The organism is Mycobacterium seoulense (assembly GCF_010731595.1).
GTDB classification, from domain to species: Bacteria; Actinomycetota; Actinomycetes; order Mycobacteriales; family Mycobacteriaceae; genus Mycobacterium; species Mycobacterium seoulense.
Map to the genome: position 1 here is coordinate 3,060,487 of NZ_AP022582.1, position 19,731 is coordinate 3,080,217.

Consider the following 19,731-nt stretch of genomic DNA (forward strand, 5'->3'; position numbering starts at 1 on the left):
ATGACTGAGCCGACGACGCCTGGTGCGGTCGTCCCGTCGGTGCCGCTCTCGCGGATGGCTCACGCGTTCTCCATTCAACTGATCTGCCGGGCACTGGGGATGGTGGCCTCGGTGGCCTCGGTCGCGATGACCGCGCGCTACCTGGGTCCGGGGCGCTACGGCCAGCTCTCGATCGCGGTCGCGTTCATCGGGATGTGGAACAGCTTTGCCGATCTCGGTGTCGCCACCGTGATCGTCCGTCGCGTGACCTCCGGCCGCGGCGACCTGGAACGCTTGGTGCGCGTCAACAGCGGGCTGGCCCTGATCTACTGCGTCCCGCTCGCGGCGCTGGCGGCCGGGTCGGGGCTGCTCGTCTATCACGACTTCGACGTGCGGGTCATGCTGGTCGTGCTGTCCGGGGGCCTGCTGCTGCAGACCATGACCACCCGCTTCGAGCCGGTGTTTCTGGCCACCGTCCGGTTCTCCGCGGTGGCCATCTCCGACGTCACGGCCCGCACGGCCACCCTGGCCATGGTCGCCGTCCTGGTCTCCGCGCGCTCGAACGTCATCTGGTTCGCGGTGGCGCAGCTCATCCCGCCCGCCGTGCAGCTGGTGATTCAGGGCGCCGCGGCGATGCGGCAGATCTCGGTGCGCCCGGTGTTCGCGCTGCGCGAGGCCGCCGACCTGTTGCGGGAAACCCTGCCGCTGATCGGATTCCTGGTCGTCGGGATCCTCTACACCCGCGCCGACGGTGTGATCCTGTCCTTGCTCAGCACCCACTCCGAGATGGGCGTGTACGGGTTGGCCCTGACGGTCGCGTTCAACACCATCGTGGTGTCGCTGGTCTTCCTCAAGGCGACGCTGTCGACGGGCACCGAACTGTTCGCGCGTGACGTCGCGGCGTTCGCCCGCTTCCTGCGCCGCAGCGTCGAACTCATGTATTTCGTGGCCGTTCCCGTCGCGGTCGTCGGAGCGCTGCTGGCCGGACCGTTGATCGCGTTCTTCGGCGACCAGGCGTTCGTCGCACGCGGAACGCCGACGCTGGCGCTGTTGTTCATCGCGGCGGCGCTGCGGTTCGTCGGCGGCACCCTCGGCCAGGGTTTGGTCGCCAGCCACCATCAAAAGGTCCTGCTGTGGTTGACGGTCGCCACGCTCGCGGTCAACGTCGCGCTGAATCTGGCCCTCGACGGGCGGCTGGGCGCCATCGGGCCGGGTATCGCGCTGGTGTGCACGGAGTTTTTCAACATGCTGTTCAGCAGCTGGTGGCTGCACCGCCGGTGCGGTTACCGTACGCCGGTGATGTTCTTGGCGCGGGTCCTGCTGCCCACGGGAGCGAGCGTCGCGGTGACACTGCTGCTTTGGGGCCAACATGTCGTCCTGATCCTGCTGGCCGCCGTTGCCGTCTACCTGGCAACCAGTGCGGCGGTCGGCCCGCTCACCTGGTCCAACCTGAGATCGTTGCGCCGAGAAAACCTGGCGTGATCGGTCGGCTGGCATGAAATCTCGTCGGGTCCTTTGGCTTTCGCCCTGGACACGGCCGGCGGTGCGCGTGCAGTCCGAAGCGCTGATGCGGCACGGGGCGGACGTGCTGCTGGTGACCTCCGACCGGCACCCGGAGTCAGACGCCGCCCGTGACTACGAGTTGGTGCTCGAGCCGCGATTCCTTTCCGCCGCGACCTGGCCCCCCACCCTCAAGGCCTGGCGGCTCGTCCGCAGATTCCGGCCGGATGTGGTAATCGCCGAGCAGGTCCGCGATCCACGCTGGATCGCGCTGGCCGGGCGGGCGCCCCGCATCCAGGTGATCCACGACGATCGCCCCCACGACCCCGTGGAGGCGCTGCCGTCCTACGAACTTGCGCTGCTGGATCGCTGGGGTGCCCGCTCGGCGGCCACCGTCGCCTATTGCGACTATGTCGCCCGCGCGGTCGCGACGCGGCGCGACGTGGCCGGCACGCCCGTGCACGTCGTGCCGCTTGCCAGCGATCTCGATCTGGATCGGGTCCCGCCGTTCGTGGCTGCCGGCGGGCGCCACGACTTTGTCATGTTCGGCAGGCTCAATCCGTACAAGAACGTCGACGTGGTGCTGCAGGCGTGGCGGCGCCACGTCGAAGGCGGCGGCTGGCGCGGCGACGATCTCGTCTTGATCGGCGACGGGGCGCTGGACGCCGATACGCTGCCCGCACACACGCAGTGGCGTCGGGGCGGCTACCGCTACGGCGATGTCGTCACGACACTGGCCGCCGCCAAGGGCTCGATCGCCCACTACCGGCGCGCCACTCAGAGCGGCGTGCAGGTGCTCTCGATGCAGTTGGGCGTCATGCCGATCGTGTCCACCGAAGGTGGCCCGCCCGAGTACCAACCGCCGGACTGTCCCCCGATCGGCGTCGACGACGTTGCCGGACTGGCCGCCGCTTTCGACACCCTGGCCGACCCGGCCACCGCGGTACGGCAGGGAGCCATCGCGGCGCGTCACTATGAGCGCCATTGCGCCGTCGACCTGGTCGCGGATCGATTCCTGGAGGTCATCGACGAGGTGATGGGCCATCGACGGTGACCGGGCACCGGACAGCGAGGTATCCGACTACGCGGGTGCGAAAGGATAGCGACGTGAGCACGTATCTGGTCACCGGCGGTTGCGGATTCATCGGGTCATCGGTCGTCAACTCGTTGCTGGAACGGGGCGCAGAGGTCTTCGTGATGGACGACCTTTCACTCGGAAAAGATCGGTGGCAGAACGCACTCCGCAAGCCGACACTGATCGTGCACGACATCCTCGACGCCGACGCCTGCGATCAGGTGTTCCGCGACATCAAGCCGCAGAACGTCATTCATCTGGCGGCACAACACTTCGTGCCCTGGTGCGAGGAGCACATCTACGAGGCGTATGCCCTGAACGTCAACGGCACGTTGAATGTGCTGGAGTCGTCGCGCCGGCACGGGGTCCAAGCCTTCTTCTTCGCATCTACCGGCGACGTCTACCATCCGAACTTCGTGCCCCACAGGGAAGTCGATCCGACCGGGCCGGTGTATGTCTACGGCCACACGAAGTTCCTCGCCGAGCAGCTGTGCATGCGCTATTTCGAATCGAAGGGTTGCTTTGGCACGCTGGTGATCGGGCGGCTATTCAACGCCGCGGGACCGCGTGAAACCAACCCGCACATGCTCGCCGAGGTCACCCGCCAGATCGCGCTGGAGGGTAAGCGCGAGGTGGAAGTCGGAAACCTCTGGCCGCTGCGCGATTACGTGGATGTCGACTCGATGGCCGGCGTCATCGTCGACACCGTCTCGCGAGTAGACGGACTGGAGATACTCAACATCGGATCCGGCAAGGCGATCGAGGTTCGGGAGGCGCTGAGCATCCTGGCATCCGTCCTGCCGTTCCCCGTCGACTTCACCTCAGTGCCCGAACGTCAGCGCCCCAATGATCGGCCGTTCCTGTGCCCGGACACCGAGCGGCTGCGCCGCACCGTCGGCCGCGCGGCAGAGCCGTTCAGCCAAGCCACGGCCCAAAAAATCTTCGCCGAGTACCCCGAGCTCGGGAAGGGCCGCGGTGCGTCCTGATTCCGTGCGCCCGCTGCGGGTCGCCCTGGTGGGCGACTATCCCGTCGACGAGGGTGCGGCCGTGCAAAACGGGGTGCAGTCGGTGACGTACACATTGGCTCATGCGCTCGCGGCCCGTCCCGACGTCGAGTGCCACGTCGTCAGCGCGATGAACGACGTGACGACGACCTACCGGCGGGCCGGTGCACTGCACGTGCACTACGTCAAGCGCCTGAACCTGCCGCGATTGATCACCTTGCGCGTCAACGACGTGCCACGCCTGGCCGCCGCGATTCGTTCCATCAATCCCGACGTAGTGCACGGACAGGGCCAGGATCGCCACGCGCTCGGCGCGTTGGCGAGCCGCGCGCCGGCCGTCATCACACCGCACGGCGTGCTCTTCATCGAGAGCCGTTTGCTGCAAAAGAACCGGTGGGACGTTCTGGGCGCCCTGAAGAAACGGGCTGTCGCCGACATGGAGCGGGAAGTGTTTCGGCGCGCCCGGGACATGATCATCATCTCGCCCTACCTGGCGCAGGTTTACGGGTCGATGCTGACGGCGCGCTGCCGGTTCATCGAGAACCCGATCCAGGACGACTTTTTCCGCATACAGCGCGCACCAGAAGCCGGCCGAACCCTGTTTGTCGGGACCCTCGTGCCGCGCAAGGGCGTGCACCATCTGGTGCGTGCGATTGGCGAGGTCGTCAACGATCGCGTTCGTGACGAACCATGGCGGTCGCACCTGCAATTCAGGATCGCAGGCCCCGTAGCGGACCCGGGCAGCGAACTCGAGGTTCGGCGGGCGATAGCAGAATGCGGCCTGCAGGGGCGGGTAAGACTCCTCGGACCCATCAGCCACGAAGAACTGCTCGACGAATATGCGCGCGCACAGGTCCTGTTGATGGGCTCGCGCGAAGAGACCACCCCTCAAGCCGTCGCGCAAGCCATGGCGTGTGGGCTGCCGGTGATCGCGTCTCGCGTCGGCGGCATTCCGGACATGGTCGAGGACGGTCGCACCGCGCTCCTGTTTCCGTACGGCGACGTCGCGGCCTGCGCCGGACACATCCGCCGAATGCTTGACGACGACGCGTTGAGAGCACGAATCGAGCGCACCGTACGCGTCGAGGCGCAACAGCGATTCGATCCGAAATCCGTTGCTGACCAGACTGTTTGCGTCTACCGCGAAGTCATCGCCCGAGACCTCCGGATCTGAAATACTCGATCGTCAGTGCGGCGCCCCGTCCGAACGGGATCAGCGGGCGCCAGTCGAGCCTCGACTCGGCGAGGGTGAGATCCGGCTTGCGCTTCTTCGGGTCATCCTCCGGCAGGGCCTGGAAAACGATGGGCGAGGACGAGCCCGTCATCTCCTTGATGGTGCGCGCGACCTCCAGCGCGGTCAGTTCATCCTGGCTACCGAGGTTGACCGGGCCGGTGAACGAGGGGTCGCTGGTCGCCATTTTCACCAGCCCGTCGATCAAATCGTCCACGTAGCAGAAGCACCGGGTTTGGCTGCCGTCGCCGAAGACGGTGATTGGTTCGCCCCGCAGGGCCTGAACGATGAATTGCGAGACGATCCGCCCGTCCTCGGGATCCATCCTGGGACCGTACGTATTGAAGATGCGGACGACCTTGATTCGGGCGCCGAAGCGGCGCGCATACTCGAGCATCAGCGTTTCGGCGACCCGCTTGCCCTCGTCGTAGCACGCGCGCGGGCCGAAGCAGTTGACGTTGCCCCAATAGCTTTCGGCTTGCGGATGGATGGTGGGATCACCATAGATCTCGCTGGTGGAGGCTTGCAGCATGACCGCCTCCTTCTCGAGCGCCAGCTCGAGAAGATTTCTCGTCCCGAGGTAATTGGTGTCGAGGGTGAACACCGGGTCGCGCTGGAAGGCGAAGGGCGAGCCGGGGCAGGCCATGTTGACGATGAGGTCCAGCGGGCCCGGCACGGCCGCCGCGGCCAGCGGCCGCGTGACGTCGTGCTCGAAAAAGCTGAACCCGGGGTCACCGTCGAGGTGGGTGAGGTTTTCGCGCCTTCCGGTGTAGAAGTTGTCCAAACCGACCACCTCGACGCCGCCGAGGCGAAGGCGATCGCAGAGGTGGGATCCGAGGAATCCGGCGGCGCCGGTGACGAGGGCTCTCATCGACCGTGCTTAGTGGCGGCCCATGCCGTAGTACTCGAAACCCTCGGCCCGCAAACGTCTTGGGTCATAGATGTTTCGACCGTCGAAGACGACGTGGCCTCGCATTGCCGACCTGACACGCTGCCATGATGGCCGGTGGAACTGCTTCCACTCCGTAATCAGGACGAGAGCGTCGGCGCCCTCGATGGCCTCGTACATGGTTCCGGCGTATTCGATGGAATCCCCCAGCAGCTCTTTGGCACGCACGGCCGCCTCGGGATCGAAAGCCCGCACGGTTGCGCCCATCTCGATCAACTTGCGCACGATGACCAACGAGGGCGCCTCCCGGATGTCGTCGGTCTGGGGCTTGAAGCTCAGGCCCCACACTCCGACCCGCAGGCCCGTCAGATCGCTCGCGGGTTGACCCTGGCCGAAATGAGCGACGATCTTGGATACCAGGGTGGCCTTCTGTTCCGTATTGACCTGGTCGACCGCGCGCAGCAATCTCATGTCCGAGCCCATGCCGGCGCCGGTATGTATCAAAGCCTGGACGTCTTTGGGCAGGCAGGAGCCGCCGTATCCGACCCCGGGGAAAAGAAATTCGTAGCCGATGCGCCGGTCCGCCCCGATAGCCTCCCGCACCGCCGCGATATCCGCCCCGGCCTTCTCACACAGGTTGGAGAGCTCGTTGATGAACGAAATCTTGGTGGCGAGAAAGCAATTAGCCGCATACTTGGCCATCTCGGCGCTCTTGATGTCCATGACGATCAGCGGATGGAAGGTTCGCAGGTACGGCTCGTAGACCTCGCGCATGATTTCCACGGCGCGCTTGGAGTCACCGCCGATGACCACGCGGTCAGGCTTGATGAAGTCGGTGACCGCCGTACCCTCCTTGAGGAATTCGGGATTGGACACGACGTCGAACGCATGCTTGGCCTTGCGGCCGATGATCGCGCGAACGTCGTCGGCGGTACCGACCGGGACAGTCGACTTGTCGACGACGACCTTGTAGCGATCCAAATACTCCCCGATGTCACCGGCGGCCGCGTGGACGTGGGACACGTCGGCCTCGCCGTTCTCGCTCATGGGCGTCGCGACCGCTATGAAGATCACGTCCCCGTGCTCGATCGCGCGCCGCCGGTCGGTCGTGAAATCGATGGACCCGTTCTCCCGGTTTCTGGCGATCAACTCGGCCAGGCCCGGCTCGTAGATCGGGACCCCCCCGGCCAGAAGCTCGTCTACCTTCGCTTGGTCGATATCCACGCAGACGACATCGTTGCCGCTGTCCGCCAGGCACGCGCCCGTGACGAGCCCGACGTACCCGCATCCGATGACCGAAATCTTCAAGCCGACACCTTCGCTTCCCGACGATCGCCCAATAGTCCCCCAAGCGATCGGTCCACGCGCACTTTTCATCCAGCTTCGCAAATGATTCCGATATTTTATTTGCCCGATTCTAAAAACCTCGACATCAACCGGAACCGGCAGCCGAACCAGGGCACGCCACCGGCTCGGGACAGCGGGAATCTTTGTCCAAATGGGTTTTTGGCGACAGCCCAGGTCGGATAGGGTGTTGTGCGTGCCTAAAGCGGATGCCGAGCGCGACCGGACGCCAGTTGCGCCGACCCGAGGGCTCCTCCAAAACTTGGGTCATCGCGTCGGCGGCACGGCAAAAACCAAAGTCCGCCTGTCGCTGATAAAGGCCGGCCGCCGAGTGACGTCCGGCCGGCTGGCGAACCTGCGTTCCGTGCTCAGTTACCTCGAGCTCGGCCATTGGCTGGCGCACGATTTTTCGAATCCAACGGTAGATGTCGTCGCCGACCATTTTGCCTTGTTCGACCGAGCGCTGGCCAAGGTCCGCGGGCAAAAGCCCCTGTATCTCGAATTCGGTGTGTTCGAGGGCGGCTCGATGCGGTGGTGGTCGCAGCACCTCCCGCATACCGAAGCGAGGTTGATCGGTTTCGACAGCTTCGAAGGCCTGCCGCAGGACTGGCGGCCGGGCCTGGGAGCCGGCCACTTCGACGTCGGCGGCGAGCCGCCCAAGATCGACGACGCCCGCGTCTCGTTCGTCGTCGGCTGGTTCGACGACAGCCTCCCGAAGTTCGACGTCCCCGAGCACGACCAGTTGATCATCAACGTCGACTGCGACGTGTACTCCAGCGCTGCCACGGTGCTGAGTTGGGCGGAGCCGTTTCTCAAGCCCGGTACGCTGATCTACTTCGATGAGTTCCCCGACCGCGATCATGAGATGCGGGCATTCAAGGAACTCATGGCCCGCTCGCCACGGGAGTTCCGCCCGCTTGCCACGGCGCGCGGTCATCACTGGCTGTTTGAGGTCGTCAAGTGACTCCACCCCGCGAAGGCTCCGTTTTCGCTGTCCGCAAATAAGATGGGCGATAAACGAATTCAGCCCGTGAGCGATCATCCGTCGGTAGCGCGACGCCACACGCCTTCGCCGTCGGGAATCCCGGGCCGCGCCAATCGAGCACTGATGAGCCGCTCCGCAAGCCGCACACCCAGCGCTATCCCGAGCAGCGTCGGATTGGCCTGGCTCGACGTCGGCAGGACCGAGGTGCTCGCGACGTACAGCCCGCGCACCCCGTGTACCTGAAGGTCCGGGTTCACGACGCCGCCGTCGGCGGTCGCAGACATCCGAGTTGTGCCGGCCTGATGAAAGCCGGCGTAGCCCTGCATGAAATTGCGTACCGAGGCCTCGACGTCGTCGGCGAGCCACTCCACGTGTCCGACGCGGTGGCGGCGCAGGTGCTGGTCGATGAGATCGATTGCCCTGCGGACACTTTCGTAGTCGGCGTCGGAGAAATACATGTGGGTGCGTATCCTGCGCATGCCGAGGGCGTCGCGTTCGTCGGTCAGCTCGATGCGGCTGTCCCAGTGCGGAAGATGCTCGCCGTGGTAGTGCAGCAGGTACCGATTGCCCGACCCCTTGACGAAGAAGCCTGGCGCCTTGCGGCCCCGGCGCAGGAACCGCGCATAGGAGAACCGGGCCGCGAATCGGATGGAACCGAACAGGTCCCGGATGATGTTGCGCAGGTGCGCGGCGACGCGCGGCGGGCCCGCGGTCCTGGTGTGGGCCTCGCGGATGGCCGCCGCGAGCAGGAAACGCCCCAGCGGGGAAATCAACGTCAGGTAGACACCCGACAGGATTCCGCTGCCGTGCGCCGGATCGCTGATCGGCGGATTCACCATCCAGACAGCGGCATTCGGCATCCCGAGTTCGCGTTGCAGCCGTGGAGTGAACGTGAAACGGCGGCGGATGTAGACGCCCTCGCGGTCCCGCTCGTGTTCGTAGATGACGTCGTCGCTGGTGAAGTGCACACGCGCGACCCGGGCCTCGACGTGAGACATGTACCAGCGCCCGAGGTGGCCGCCCGCGTTGCCCAGCCCGGCCGGGTGATGACGATCCGACGCGAGCAGCAGGCGGGTGGCCTCCAGGCCGCCGGTGGCAAGGATGTAGTCCGCCGCAACGACTCTGCCCTCCCGTCCATTGAGCGTCTTGACGACGAGATGGTCGACGGCGTCACCGGCTTCCGTGGTCACCACCTCGGTGCACGTCAGGCCGGTCCACACCGTCAGGCCGGGCGTGTTGCGCAACTCGGCGCGGTATTCGCGCCCGAAACGCGTTGGCAACGACCAGCGTTCGAGATCGGTGGTGCGCACCTGTTCATCGGGCAGCCCTACGACCATGTCCCGCTGCGCCAACTCCGGGATGTCCCGCGCATTGAATACCGCCTGCCCGCATCCCGCCCAGTCGCAGGCCCGCTGCAGGTAGGGCTCGACATCGTCGAACCCGATGGGCCAGGGCGACTGCGCGGTGATGGGCCGATTCTCGAAGTCGATGGCGTCGAACTTGACACATCGTCCGCCCCACAGCGCCGAGGTTCCGCCCACCTGCCGGCGAACGGTGACCTCACTGCGTGAGTGAAAGTAGTCGTCCTGGCGCGAGTCGAACGTCGCCAATTCCTGCGCCGCCCGGTCATTGCGCTCGAGACCGCTTTCGATCAGGGCCACGTCGACGCCCGCGCGCGCGAGCTCGAGCGCGGTCGCGATGCCGATCGGGCCGGCCCCGACCACCACGACATCGGTTCGGATCGTCGTGTTGGGGGCGAACTGTGCCGGACCGCGAATCACGGGGCGGGGCCCCGTCGAAACTGCTGGGCGAGAGCGAGAAAACGCGTCAGGAGCCCCGCGTCCGGCGGCGACGAGACGGCGTCCGCCGCGTCGGCGACCCGCCGCGGATCGGTGCTGCTGTAGAGAATCGCGCGACAACCCGTGGCCACGGCCGACGACGCGAGGATCAGCCTCGGCAGCACACCGGGGGCCAGCGGGTCGGCTTGGAGCGTTTCGCACCAACGTCGGGCGAGCCGTGCGTCGGCCCGTAACGCAGCGTAAAGCGTCGTGTACGACCGGTTGAAGACGCCAAACCCGAAGTCGGCGGGGCGTGGCGGAGGATCGAGAAGGTCGCCGCGGACCTGGCTGACGCCCCGCGGTGCGAATGCACCGGCGAAATCCACCTCGAGGCCCTCGTCCTGGGACACACCCCAGGCGCGAATCTTGCCCTGCCGGTGGGCCCGTTCGAAGAACTCGCCGAGTTCATCGCTGGCGACGGTGTCGAAAGGCCTTGGGCCGTGGACGAACAGGATGTCCACATAGTCGACGCCCAGTGCCGCCAGGCTCTGATCCAGGCTGCGGGTCGCGACCGCCGCGTCGTAGTGCCGGGGGGTCAGGTCCGGTTCCTGTCGCCGCTTGACCGCGCGCCGCAGCGCCGGGGCTTTGCGCAGCACCGCCCGCGCAGGCGCCTGGAAGCGGCCGAGACGCCGGGCCGCCCCGCCGACGTCGATGCCGAACTTGGTGGCCACCGTCACCGCGTCGCGATTCACGGTGCGCAGGAACACCCCCAGCTCGGACTCCGCCGAGCCGAGGCCGTACATCCGCGCGGTGTCGAAGTGCGTGATGCCGTGCTCGACCGCGCAGCCCAGCACGGCCATCCGCTCCTTGCGGAACGGCGCCTGCATCAAACCCCCGCACCCGAACCCGACCGCGCTGACCCTCAGCCCCGGTCCGCTGAGCTCAATCTGCTCCAACGCCGAGGCTCTCGTAGATCCGGCGAAGCTCGGCGCCGATGACGTCGGGGCTGCGCGTCGCCGCGATGTGCGCCTGCCCCTTGAGCCCGTCACGCTCCGCCAACTCCGGATCGCGAAGGTACCGCCCGATCGCCGCCGCCAATGCGGGCGGATCATCAACGGGTACAAGCATTTTCGGGTCGGGAACAATGCCCGGCGTGCCGGCGACGGGCGTCGCGACGGCCGGGCGCGCGCCGGCCAGGGCCTCGGTCACGATCAGCGGCATCGCCTCGGCGCGCGACGGCAGCACCACCACCCGCGCGGACCGGATCAGCTCGGGGATCGCGTCCGGATGTACCGCGGGTTCCACCGAGAAGCGCTCCAGCTGCGGAGGCGTGTAGTCGTCGATCGGCCCGACCACCCGGCACTGGCCTTCGATGCCCTCGTCGAGCAGCAGCTGCCACGCCGCGGCGAGCGTGTCGACCCCCTTGCGCAGGCCGATGGTCCCGGCGAAGAGCGCCACCGGCGGTGTCGTGCCGGCCCCTGGCGCGTCCCAGTCGATCGGCGCCGGGTTCACCGAGATGGTGCTCGGGACCCGCGGAGCCAGCTCCGCAACGGCGGCCCGCGCGTCCTCCGAGAACACGATCAGGTGGTCGGCGCGGCGCAGGGTGGCCCCGATATAGCGGCGGTGCCGAAGGGCTTCCCTGGCGACGTCGGCGCCCTGCAGCGTCGCGACAATCCGCAAACCGCGCGCCTTGGCCAGTCGAATCAGCGGTCCTTCGCGCAGCCACGCCCCGCCGTCTGAGATGTGGAAGTGCACGATGGTCGTGCGGGGTGCCCGGGCCAGCACGGCCGCCGCGCGCGCGGTCAGCACGAAGTTCTTCACGTGGTGCCGCCCTTCCCACGTCGACAGGACGCGGATGTCGTCCGCGCCCATCTTGTGGTCGCGGATGACTCGAATCACGGTCTGCGTCCCGCCGAAGCTGTACACGCCCGGCCCGACATGAATGACGGAGATCATCGCTGTCCGGAATGCGGATCGCACAGCGGCGCGTGGCGGGGGTGGTCGAAAAGACAGACATTTCGCATTCGGCTAACTCCCAAGGTGATTGGCCACGGCGTCAAAGTACACCGGCCGGACGCTCGGCGCGCCCACTTCAGTGGGCTCCGGATGGCGCCATCAGCGCCGGCGCGTCGGGGCTGACCGCGCGGTTTGCGTCGCGTTCCCTGTCGCGCAGGCCGGCGAACCCCATCGCCGAACCGAGCGCGATGCCCAGCGCGAAGGAATCCGACGGCATCTCCGGCAATGGCCACACCACGGATATCGCGAGCAGGCCCGCGCTGACCGCCACGCTGACCTTCGCCGCCGCGGTCCGGCAGCGCACCGCCTTGACCAACGGTGTCAACGCGAAAAGGGCGAACGCCGCCATGCCCACCGCCCCCGCCTTGGCCAGCCACCACAGATAGAAGTTGTGCGAGTAGGCCGGATAGAACTTCGCGGAAAACTCGTCGTCGCCTTTCGGCGGCTGATACGCGTAACCCAGGCCATGGCCGAATACGGGCGCCTGAGCGATCGAGCGGTTCAGCAGGGAGTCCTCCCGCAGCCTCTCCAGCGCCGATTCGTCCACGGCGAGCGCGCTGGACGAAACCCCGCCGAGCACCCGCTCGTTGAAGGCCGTGATCTGGTCGGCGAGCCACGCACCGGCGTCCGAACCCTGCAGCAGGAACAGCGATCCCGGCACCGTCACCGCAATGACCGACGCGCAGACCACGCCAATGAACACGGTCCGGCGCACCGTCGACGCACTCAAGCTGATGAGCAGAGCGACACCCGCCGCCACGCCCATCGAGATGAGCGTGTTGCGGGAGAACGAGAGCAGCGAAATGATCAACGCGGGCGGGCCCAACGCCAGGAGGGTGGCGGGCCTGAGACGGCCGACGATCGCAGCGGCCACCAACGCGCTCAGCGTCGCGGTGGCCGGGGATTGCGTGGTCAGGATGATCCGGACGGCCTGGCCGGCGCCGGTCGCCGCCCCCAGGCTTTCCGCCCTGCCCGCGAGCCGGATGGCATGCAGCGAACTCACGACCGCCATGCCCGCGGAAAACCACAGGATGCCCGCCGTCACGCGGATCGACCACTTGATGTAGCCGCCGTACACGACCAACAGCGCCAGCACGTACCCCACAGCGATCTCGAGCATGCTCAGCGATTCCCGCAGCACGATCGTGGCGTCATGGCCGTTCTCGAATCCGGCCACCGTGGAAATGACAACGACGAGCGTGAACAGGCCCGGCAACCAATAGTCGGAGAACTGCGGTTTCACGATCGGGATCAGATAACCGATCGCCAGTATCGCCGCCACCAGGTACAGGTAGACGACCGCTGGACCGATGACCTTGCCGACGTGCAGACCCTGGGGCAGCGCCGCGAACGCACCGACCAACGCGACCCACGCCATCGCCTCCGGCCTCACCCAGTACACGACCACGCAGAACGTGGCGGCGATCAGCATGATGCCCTCGGTCGTGAGTCGTACCGAGAGCACGCCGTACACGAAACATCCAAACAGGAACAGCGCCAGCGAAGCTCCGCTCATGGCCAGGCGATGGCGACTGCGCAGGTAGAACATCACGTCGACGGGCTGGCCTTGGCACGGTAGGCCTGGGAGGCGGCCCGGCGGTGCAACGACAGCCGCGCGTCGGTCAGCACGGTACCGACAATCTCCGCGTTGGCCGAGCGCAGCGTCGCCAACGCGTCCTGGAGTTCGTCGGCCGTGGTGCGGCCCGCGCGGACGACGAGGACCGTGGCTTGAACGGCGCCCGCCAGCACCACCGCGTCAGCCGTCGCGAGCACCGGCGGTCCATCGACCACCACCCGGTCGAATCGTGACGAGAAGCCTTGCAGCACATTGTCGATCACTTCCGGCGGGTATGCGCTGCAGGGCAGGGTCTCGCGGCGGGCGGCACGCGCGGCAAGGACGAACAGCCTCGGAAAGGGGGTGGGTTTCACAGCTTCCGCTGCGACCTCGGGGTTCGCGAGGGCGTTGGCCAGACCCTCGCCCGATTCCACCTTCAGGGAACCGGCGATCACGGGCCGGCGGGTGTCGCCCTCGATGACAAGTACGTCCTCACCGGCTTCGGCGAACGCCCGCGCCAGGTTGAGGACTGTCGTGGTGGTTCCCTCGCCGCCGAAAGGTGCCGCCACCAGCACCCGGCGACCGTCGGGCCCCATCGCCCTGCGCAACCGCGTACGGAGATCGCGCACGGCGTCGTCGAATGTGGCGTCGGTGCCGAAGCGCGGCGTGCCGCCGCGCCTCCGCGGCAATTCGCCCAGCGTCGGCAAGCCCGAAAGCCGTTCCAGCTTTTCGCGGGTGCGCACCGTGCGATCGCTGGCCTCGCGGGTGAGCGCCACAGCTATGCCCAGAAGCAGACCGGCGATCAGACCCATGGCCATGTTGCGCACCGGTGCCGGGGTGACCGGGTGCTCGGGTACCCGGGGCGGCTCTACCACCCGCGCCCTCGCTACTGGCACCGGCTTACCCGTCGGCGCCTGCCCGCCGGGCACCTCGCTGGGCTGGCCGGGCGGGGTCGTGGCATCCGTGGAATCCGGTCGGTTCCCGGAATTCGGATTGTCCGGACGCGAGCTCATGCCCAGCGTGGGGATGATCGCAGCGAATTGGTCGGCCATCGCGCCCGCCAGCGCCGCCGCTCGCCGAGGGTCGGTGTCTTTGACGGTGATGGTGAATAACTGGGATTTTGCGGTGTACTTCACCTGGCTTTGGCTCAGCAGGTCGTCGGCACTGATCGGTAGTTGGAGCTGTTTGATCGCGCGGTCCGCCACCGTCCGGCCGCCGGCGATCTGGGCGTACGACGACAGCCGTTCCTGCGCCGTCAGTGTGCCGTTATACAGCTCGGTCAGGTCGGTGGCCCCGGAGAACGAGATGAGCACCGTGGTCGACGACTGGTAATGCTTGGTCTGCAATGCGGTGATGACTGCGGCACCGACGGTGCACGCCAGCACCGCGGCCACTGCCAACTTCCAGTGCGCGACGAGGATCCGGACAAAGGTACGGAAATCCATCGACCAACGGCCTTTCTGAAAGCTCTGGCGCCGCGAAAGCATCCAACCGGCCGGCTGTCCGGATGGGCTCAATCATTCAACATGATTCCGGCATCGTCATGCAGCATTTGCCCGAAAGTGATATTGAAGCCTATGCGCGCACTCGAAGACCCGGCGGTGACCGTCTAGGCGTTCTTCACGGTCGGGGCCCCGCGGTCAGCGCGTCACGAGATATGTTGACCGTTGCCAGTGGATAGCCGCCGGAACCGTCGCGTCCGTTGCGCGCCAACTGCATGGGCGGGTAGTTCACCACGTGCGATGCGTCCGGCTTGTGCTGTTGCCAGTCCACCGACGCCCGCAGGGTGTAGTTGCCCGGCGCCAAGCCCGCCAGGTCTAGCTTCACAGACTCGGTCGACGACGCCGTCGCCGGTTCGCCGGAGTTGCCGCCGGTTTGAGCCTGGACCAGGGTCTTGAGGTTGACGGTTGTCGGCAGAGTGCGAACCACCGCTCCCGTGAAGTCCACCAGTTGATAGCGGGGAGCCCATTTCTCGATCGCGGCGGCCGAACCGTAGTTGGTCCACGTCACGGCAATCGTCGCCACACCGTCGCGCACCGGGTGCGGCCCCGGCCGCGCTTCGACCGAATACCGATATCCCGCGGCAACGTTGGCCTGTGCCCACAACAGGTACAGCGCAGGGTCCATCGGGGTCGCTGACTCCGCGTCTGCGAAGTCACAACTCGATGTCATCGCGACGTGATACTTGATGACGTCGTGCACGGCCTTTTGGTAGTACGACTGCGGTGAGGTGCCGGCCGGCAACAGGCACCATTCGCTGATGACCGGTGCCGAGATCAGCCTGGCCTTCAGTTCGGCGATGACCGGATCCTTCGTCTGCACATAGCGCGAGCCTTCCAATTCGACCCAGCCGGGCAACGGCGCGATCACACCCAGGCAGTCGGCCCGCACGCCCACCGGCGCTGACAGTTTCTTGGTGACGTCGTCGGACAGCAGTTCGCGCACGATTTCCGGATTCAGGAGCGTCGCCACCAACTGCGTCCTGCGAAATGCGTTGACGTTCGCCGCGACCAGCTGCCTGATCGACGTGATGGTGATGCTCTGATCACGAAACTGGCTGTAGTAGCCGAGCTTCGCCATACTCTCGTCAGCGGACGGGCCAGGAGCGCCGAGCTTGTCGCGCAAATACGCTATGTGGTTCTCGCTCCAGTCCCCGTAGCCGGAGAACTCGAAAACGCTGAGCCGCTCGTCGCGGTCATACCGTCGCCCGAGCGCGGCAAGTAACTTTCCGAAGGCGTCGAGGTACCGGGGGTCGTTCCAGTTCGGTACCACCTGCGTCACGCCGGGGGTCCACCAATATCGTTCCGGGCCCGCGTAGTCGGTGGCGGCCGACCGGATCCAGTCGGGAATGGCGATGTTCGTGTTGTTCGGAAACACCGTGTCACAACAGGAGTGGTAGGCCACAATGCGAAGAGTCATCCGCATATTCCTGGCTGCCAATTTCGTCAGCGCGTCATCGATCACGCTGAAGTCGTACTTTTGCTCGTCAGGAGCGTCGGGCGGTAGCGTGCCGGGATCCGTGGGCTGCAACTGCCGCCACGTGACACGTAGGCTGGCATCATCCGACGCAGGCCAGGCCGGGTACCGCTGCTGCGCCGAATTGGCTTGCGGGAACAAGGGTATCAAGAGATCTTCGTATTGACCGCGGAGCGGATTCTGTACGTCTTGAACGGACAGCGGTATCGCAGGACTGATTATCGCGGTCACCAGCTGGGCATCGGCACGGCCGGCACACCCGTTGAGCAAAAGCGTCGCACAAACGGCGATGAGCAGCGGGGTCTTCCTCAACCTACGCGCCCTGCCGGCGCACAGCGCCGTCGGCAATGTCGGCATCCTGCACACCGACCTCAGGCCCTCCACCAGATCCAAGGACTGACACCTCTCCGGTCGCCGGCGCTCCCTACGTGAAGCGCAGTGGGTTGGCAACGATGCAGCGTTGCCCCACATCATCCGTCAATCATGCACATCTTCGGGCATATCCCGACCAAGTTGACCGGCGCCGGCGGGCGCCGGCAAGCCGCCCATATGGGAATGCGCGCGCAATCCACTAGGCTGGTGGCTCCGCAAATCGCTCAGGAGACCGCAAGATGCCTCTGGCCCGATCGGCCAAACGTTGGCTGGCGCCCGCGGCACAGACACTCGCGCCACGCTTCTTCTGGCGGCGGAAGTACCGCATCTTGCAACGCCTCGGGCAAACCCGAGCGGACGTGCAGTTGGCGGTTTCGTTATGCGACCCGAACCGGGTCTCGTTGGACATCGGTGCCGACGTCGGCCAATTTACGATCGCGATGCTCGCGTCGTCGCGCTCGGTGATCGCATTCGAGCCCCGGCTCGCTCAAGCTAGCGACCTGGAGGCGATGTTCGGCGCGGTCGGTGCCCCCGTGCGGGTGGAAGCGATCGCCCTGTCCGACACGGCGGGCGTGAGGACGATGCGGGTGGTCGAGTCGGAGCCGGGTCGCAGCACCATCGACATCACCAATGTCCTGAACGACGTCGATAGCAGCGGAATTCGCAACGTCGACGTCCCGATCAGGCGGCTTGACGACCTGTCCTTGGACGACATCGGCATGATCAAGATCGACGTCGAGGGCCATGAGCTCGCCGTACTGCGCGGCGCCGCACAAACACTCGCACGCAACCGGCCCGCGATCATGGTGGAAGCTGAGCAACGCCATTACCCCGACGCGGTGGCGGAGATCACCGCCCTGTTGCGCGAGTTCGGCTACTCCGGTTACTTCGACCTCGATGGCGTCCGGCGGCCGATCGACGATTTCGACCCGGGCGAACATCAAGACCCGGCCAACGCCGGCGACCGGGACAACGACTGGGCGCCTCGCGGCGTCTACGTCAACAACTTCGTCTTCATTCCGCAGGGCTGAGCGGTAGACGGTACGACGCACGGCCACCGCGCATGTCGCGACCCTCGGTGCGACGCTAGCTGCCGCCCGTCGGCAATTCCTTAGGGTCGGCCAAAAACGGCAGCGACAGGAAGCGCGTGGCCAGCAGGGCTTCCATCGCGTCGGCGGGGACCGGGCGCGACAACAGGAAACCCTGCGCCCGACGACAACCGTGCTGGATCAAAGTCATTGCCGCCAGCGGTGTTTCGACGCCCTCGGCAACAACGTCCAGACCGAACGCCTCGGCCAGACCGATGATCGCGCGAACGATCGCCAGGTCACCGGCGTTGTTACCCAAGTCGCGCACGAACCCGGTGTCGATCTTGAGCATGTCGACCGGCAGGGATTTCAGATGCGACAGCACCGCATAGCCGGTACCGAAGTCGTCGATGGCCAGCTGGACCCCGATTTCCTTGAGCTCCGCCAAGGTTTTTCGAGTGGTGTCGATGTCGTGCACCACGGCGCGCTCGGTGATCTCCAGGCAGACCGAGCCGGCGTCGAGACCGAACTCGTCGATGGTGTCGGCGACATCGCGCACGAAGCCGCGGGTGATCAGCTGGATCGGCGACACATTGATGCGCATGACGGCCCCTTGGCCGACGCCCTTGGCCCGCCAGCGGCTGAAGTCCGCGCACGCCGTGCGCATCACCCAGCGGCCCAGCTCCCCCGCCAGGTTGGTCGATTCGGCGATCCCGATGAAGGAGTCCGGTAGCAGCAGCCCCCAGATGGGGTGCCGCCACCGCACCAGCGCCTCCGCGCCTACGACGGCTCCCGTGGACAGGTCGACCTCGGGCAGGTAGTGCAGAAGCAAGGCGTCGCTGCCGATGTCGCCTTGCAGATGCAGTTCGATGTCGTTGCGGAACGCCCGCTTGAGGGACATGTCGTCGGTGGACACCGCGATCTGGTTGCCGCCGCCGCGTTTCGCCGTCAGCACCGCCTCGTCGGCGCGGCGGAGCAGGTCGGTGCAGTTGTCGCGTCCCGGCTCGCCGACCGCCAGCCCGATGCTGACCGTGCGGCTGATCACGTGGCCGCCGATGGCCAGGCGCTCGCACAGCATCGCCGACAGCCGGCGGGCGAACGACTCCGCGTCCTCCGGCGACATGGACTGGTCGGGAACGACGACGAACTCGTCACCGCCCAACCGGGCGATCGTGCTGTCGGGCGCGCAGATCCGGATGCGTTGCGCGAAGATCCGGATGAACCAGTCACCGGCGGTGTGACCGAGGTAGTCGTTGATCGGCTTGAGCCGGTCGAGATCGAGGTACATGACCGCGACCGGTCCGGGGCGTCCCGCGACGAGCCGTTCGGACAGGTGCGCGACCAGGGCGCGACGGTTGTAGAGGCCGGTCAGATCGTCGTGCTCGGCGAGATAGCGAAGCTTTTCTTCGGCCGCGATGCGGGCCTGCAGCTGCGCAAACAGCGCGGCGACCGCCTCGAGCGTGTTGATCTCGTCCTGCTCCCACTTGCGGGCGCCGAACTTGACGAAGCCCAGCAAGCCGGTGGTCGTCCCACCCGAGACCAGGGGGGCGGCGGCCACCGACGGCGATGCGGCCCCTTTCGTCCCGCCCAGCCTGCGCCGGAAATAGCGTTTGGACTGCGCCGGCCGGATCACCACCGGTTTGTGGCCCGGCCCGCACTGGGCGAGGACCGACTCGGCAACGTCCAGCTGGGCGAAGGCCGCCGGATCCGGGTCGGCGGCGTCCGTTCGGGGTGGCCACTCGGCGACCAGCTCCGAGTTCCGGGTGTGCGGGTCGAGGTGCCGCAAGAAGCTGGCGTCGACATCGAACTGTTCGACGAGCTGCGCGAGCACCGTCTCACTCACCAGCGTTGCCGTGGCGGCGGTGGCCTCCATCAATCGCGTGGCGACGGAGGTGACGACCAGGTCCAGGCTGCGCGGCACGGTCTCCTCCGATACGGGCATACATCCCTGCGGGCGGCGGTGTTGACGGTTGCCCTATCGGGGGACGGTCGTGATGAC

Annotated in this window: 15 protein-coding genes; 6 read left to right on the forward strand and 9 right to left on the reverse strand. The window is 66.5% G+C overall.

What is annotated here, in order from left to right:
* From G6N37_RS13955 to G6N37_RS13970, 4 genes are read left to right on the forward strand one after another with little or no spacing between them, the layout of a single operon-like run.
* Positions 1–1,461 (forward strand): oligosaccharide flippase family protein, encoded by a 1,461-nt coding sequence (locus tag G6N37_RS13955; RefSeq protein ID WP_163681324.1) that lies wholly within the window; start codon positions 1–3, stop codon positions 1,459–1,461.
* Positions 1,462–1,474: 13 nt separating this feature from the next.
* A complete protein-coding gene (locus G6N37_RS13960; protein WP_163681326.1) occupies positions 1,475–2,533 on the forward strand; it encodes a glycosyltransferase in 1,059 nt (352 codons plus the stop codon).
* A 53-nt stretch (positions 2,534–2,586) separates the two neighbouring features.
* Positions 2,587–3,540 carry an NAD-dependent epimerase/dehydratase family protein gene (locus tag G6N37_RS13965; RefSeq protein ID WP_163681328.1) on the forward strand — a complete coding sequence of 318 codons (954 nt, stop codon included), beginning with the start codon at positions 2,587–2,589 and terminating at the stop codon, positions 3,538–3,540.
* A gap of 4 nt (positions 3,541–3,544) precedes the next feature.
* Positions 3,545–4,732 (forward strand): glycosyltransferase family 4 protein, encoded by a 1,188-nt coding sequence (locus tag G6N37_RS13970; protein ID WP_163681330.1) that lies wholly within the window; start codon positions 3,545–3,547, stop codon positions 4,730–4,732.
* On the opposite strand, the gene G6N37_RS13975 is transcribed toward G6N37_RS13970, so the two are convergent.
* Together G6N37_RS13975 and G6N37_RS13980 are read right to left on the reverse strand one after the other, a co-directional pair.
* Positions 4,707–5,660, reverse strand: coding sequence for a UDP-glucuronic acid decarboxylase family protein (locus G6N37_RS13975; RefSeq protein WP_163681332.1), 954 nt, complete (start codon positions 5,658–5,660; stop codon positions 4,707–4,709). The two genes, G6N37_RS13970 and G6N37_RS13975, sit on opposite strands and share 26 nt — an antisense overlap.
* Positions 5,661–5,669: 9 nt before the next feature.
* The gene (locus G6N37_RS13980; RefSeq protein ID WP_163681333.1) at positions 5,670–6,986 is read right to left on the reverse strand and encodes a UDP-glucose dehydrogenase family protein; all 1,317 of its coding nucleotides are present in this window, start codon (positions 6,984–6,986) and stop codon (positions 5,670–5,672) included.
* Positions 6,987–7,209: 223 nt separating this feature from the next.
* Between G6N37_RS13980 and G6N37_RS13985 the strand changes: the two genes are divergently transcribed.
* Positions 7,210–7,986, forward strand: a complete 777-nt coding sequence (locus tag G6N37_RS13985; RefSeq protein ID WP_163681336.1) for a class I SAM-dependent methyltransferase — start codon at positions 7,210–7,212, stop codon at positions 7,984–7,986.
* 74 nt (positions 7,987–8,060) lie between these two features.
* On the opposite strand, the gene G6N37_RS13990 is transcribed toward G6N37_RS13985, so the two are convergent.
* From G6N37_RS13990 to G6N37_RS14015, 6 genes are all read right to left on the reverse strand, one after another.
* The gene (locus tag G6N37_RS13990; protein ID WP_163681338.1) at positions 8,061–9,788 is read right to left on the reverse strand and encodes an FAD-dependent oxidoreductase; all 1,728 of its coding nucleotides are present in this window, start codon (positions 9,786–9,788) and stop codon (positions 8,061–8,063) included.
* Positions 9,785–10,711, reverse strand: coding sequence for an aldo/keto reductase (locus G6N37_RS13995; RefSeq protein ID WP_163685041.1), 927 nt, complete (start codon positions 10,709–10,711; stop codon positions 9,785–9,787). The genes G6N37_RS13990 and G6N37_RS13995 overlap by 4 nt, the downstream gene beginning before the upstream one ends.
* A gap of 16 nt (positions 10,712–10,727) precedes the next feature.
* On the reverse strand, positions 10,728–11,741 hold the full coding sequence (locus G6N37_RS14000) for a glycosyltransferase family 4 protein (protein WP_163681340.1): 1,014 nt from the start codon (positions 11,739–11,741) through the stop codon (positions 10,728–10,730).
* 136 nt (positions 11,742–11,877) lie between these two features.
* Complete coding sequence (locus G6N37_RS14005; protein ID WP_174813944.1) at positions 11,878–13,350, reverse strand: O-antigen ligase family protein; 1,473 nt, start codon at positions 13,348–13,350, stop codon at positions 11,878–11,880.
* Positions 13,350–14,801 (reverse strand): polysaccharide biosynthesis tyrosine autokinase, encoded by a 1,452-nt coding sequence (locus G6N37_RS14010; RefSeq protein WP_163681344.1) that lies wholly within the window; start codon positions 14,799–14,801, stop codon positions 13,350–13,352. The genes G6N37_RS14005 and G6N37_RS14010 overlap by 1 nt, the downstream gene beginning before the upstream one ends.
* Before the next feature lie 175 nt (positions 14,802–14,976).
* On the reverse strand, positions 14,977–16,668 hold the full coding sequence (locus tag G6N37_RS14015; protein WP_232075537.1) for a hypothetical protein: 1,692 nt from the start codon (positions 16,666–16,668) through the stop codon (positions 14,977–14,979).
* Positions 16,669–16,943: 275 nt separating this feature from the next.
* Between G6N37_RS14015 and G6N37_RS14020 the strand changes: the two genes are divergently transcribed.
* Positions 16,944–17,735: an FkbM family methyltransferase gene (locus G6N37_RS14020; protein WP_163681346.1), complete on the forward strand. Its 792-nt coding sequence runs from the start codon at positions 16,944–16,946 to the stop codon at positions 17,733–17,735.
* 55 nt (positions 17,736–17,790) lie between these two features.
* Here G6N37_RS14020 and G6N37_RS14025 read toward each other — a convergent pair whose 3' ends face one another.
* The gene (locus tag G6N37_RS14025; RefSeq protein WP_163685045.1) at positions 17,791–19,653 is read right to left on the reverse strand and encodes a putative bifunctional diguanylate cyclase/phosphodiesterase; all 1,863 of its coding nucleotides are present in this window, start codon (positions 19,651–19,653) and stop codon (positions 17,791–17,793) included.
* Between the last annotated feature and the right edge of the window lie 78 nt (positions 19,654–19,731).

Coding starts and splice junctions, on each gene's coding strand:
- G6N37_RS13960 (WP_163681326.1), top strand. CDS start 1,475: ATGAAATCTCGTCGGGTCCTTTGGCTTTCGCCCTGGACACGGCCGGCG.
- G6N37_RS14000 (WP_163681340.1), bottom strand. CDS start 11,741: ATGATCTCCGTCATTCATGTCGGGCCGGGCGTGTACAGCTTCGGCGGG.
- G6N37_RS14020 (WP_163681346.1), top strand. CDS start 16,944: ATGCCTCTGGCCCGATCGGCCAAACGTTGGCTGGCGCCCGCGGCACAG.
- G6N37_RS14010 (WP_163681344.1), bottom strand. CDS start 14,801: ATGGATTTCCGTACCTTTGTCCGGATCCTCGTCGCGCACTGGAAGTTG.
- G6N37_RS13955 (WP_163681324.1), top strand. CDS start 1: ATGACTGAGCCGACGACGCCTGGTGCGGTCGTCCCGTCGGTGCCGCTC.
- G6N37_RS13975 (WP_163681332.1), bottom strand. CDS start 5,660: ATGAGAGCCCTCGTCACCGGCGCCGCCGGATTCCTCGGATCCCACCTC.
- G6N37_RS14005 (WP_174813944.1), bottom strand. CDS start 13,350: ATGTTCTACCTGCGCAGTCGCCATCGCCTGGCCATGAGCGGAGCTTCG.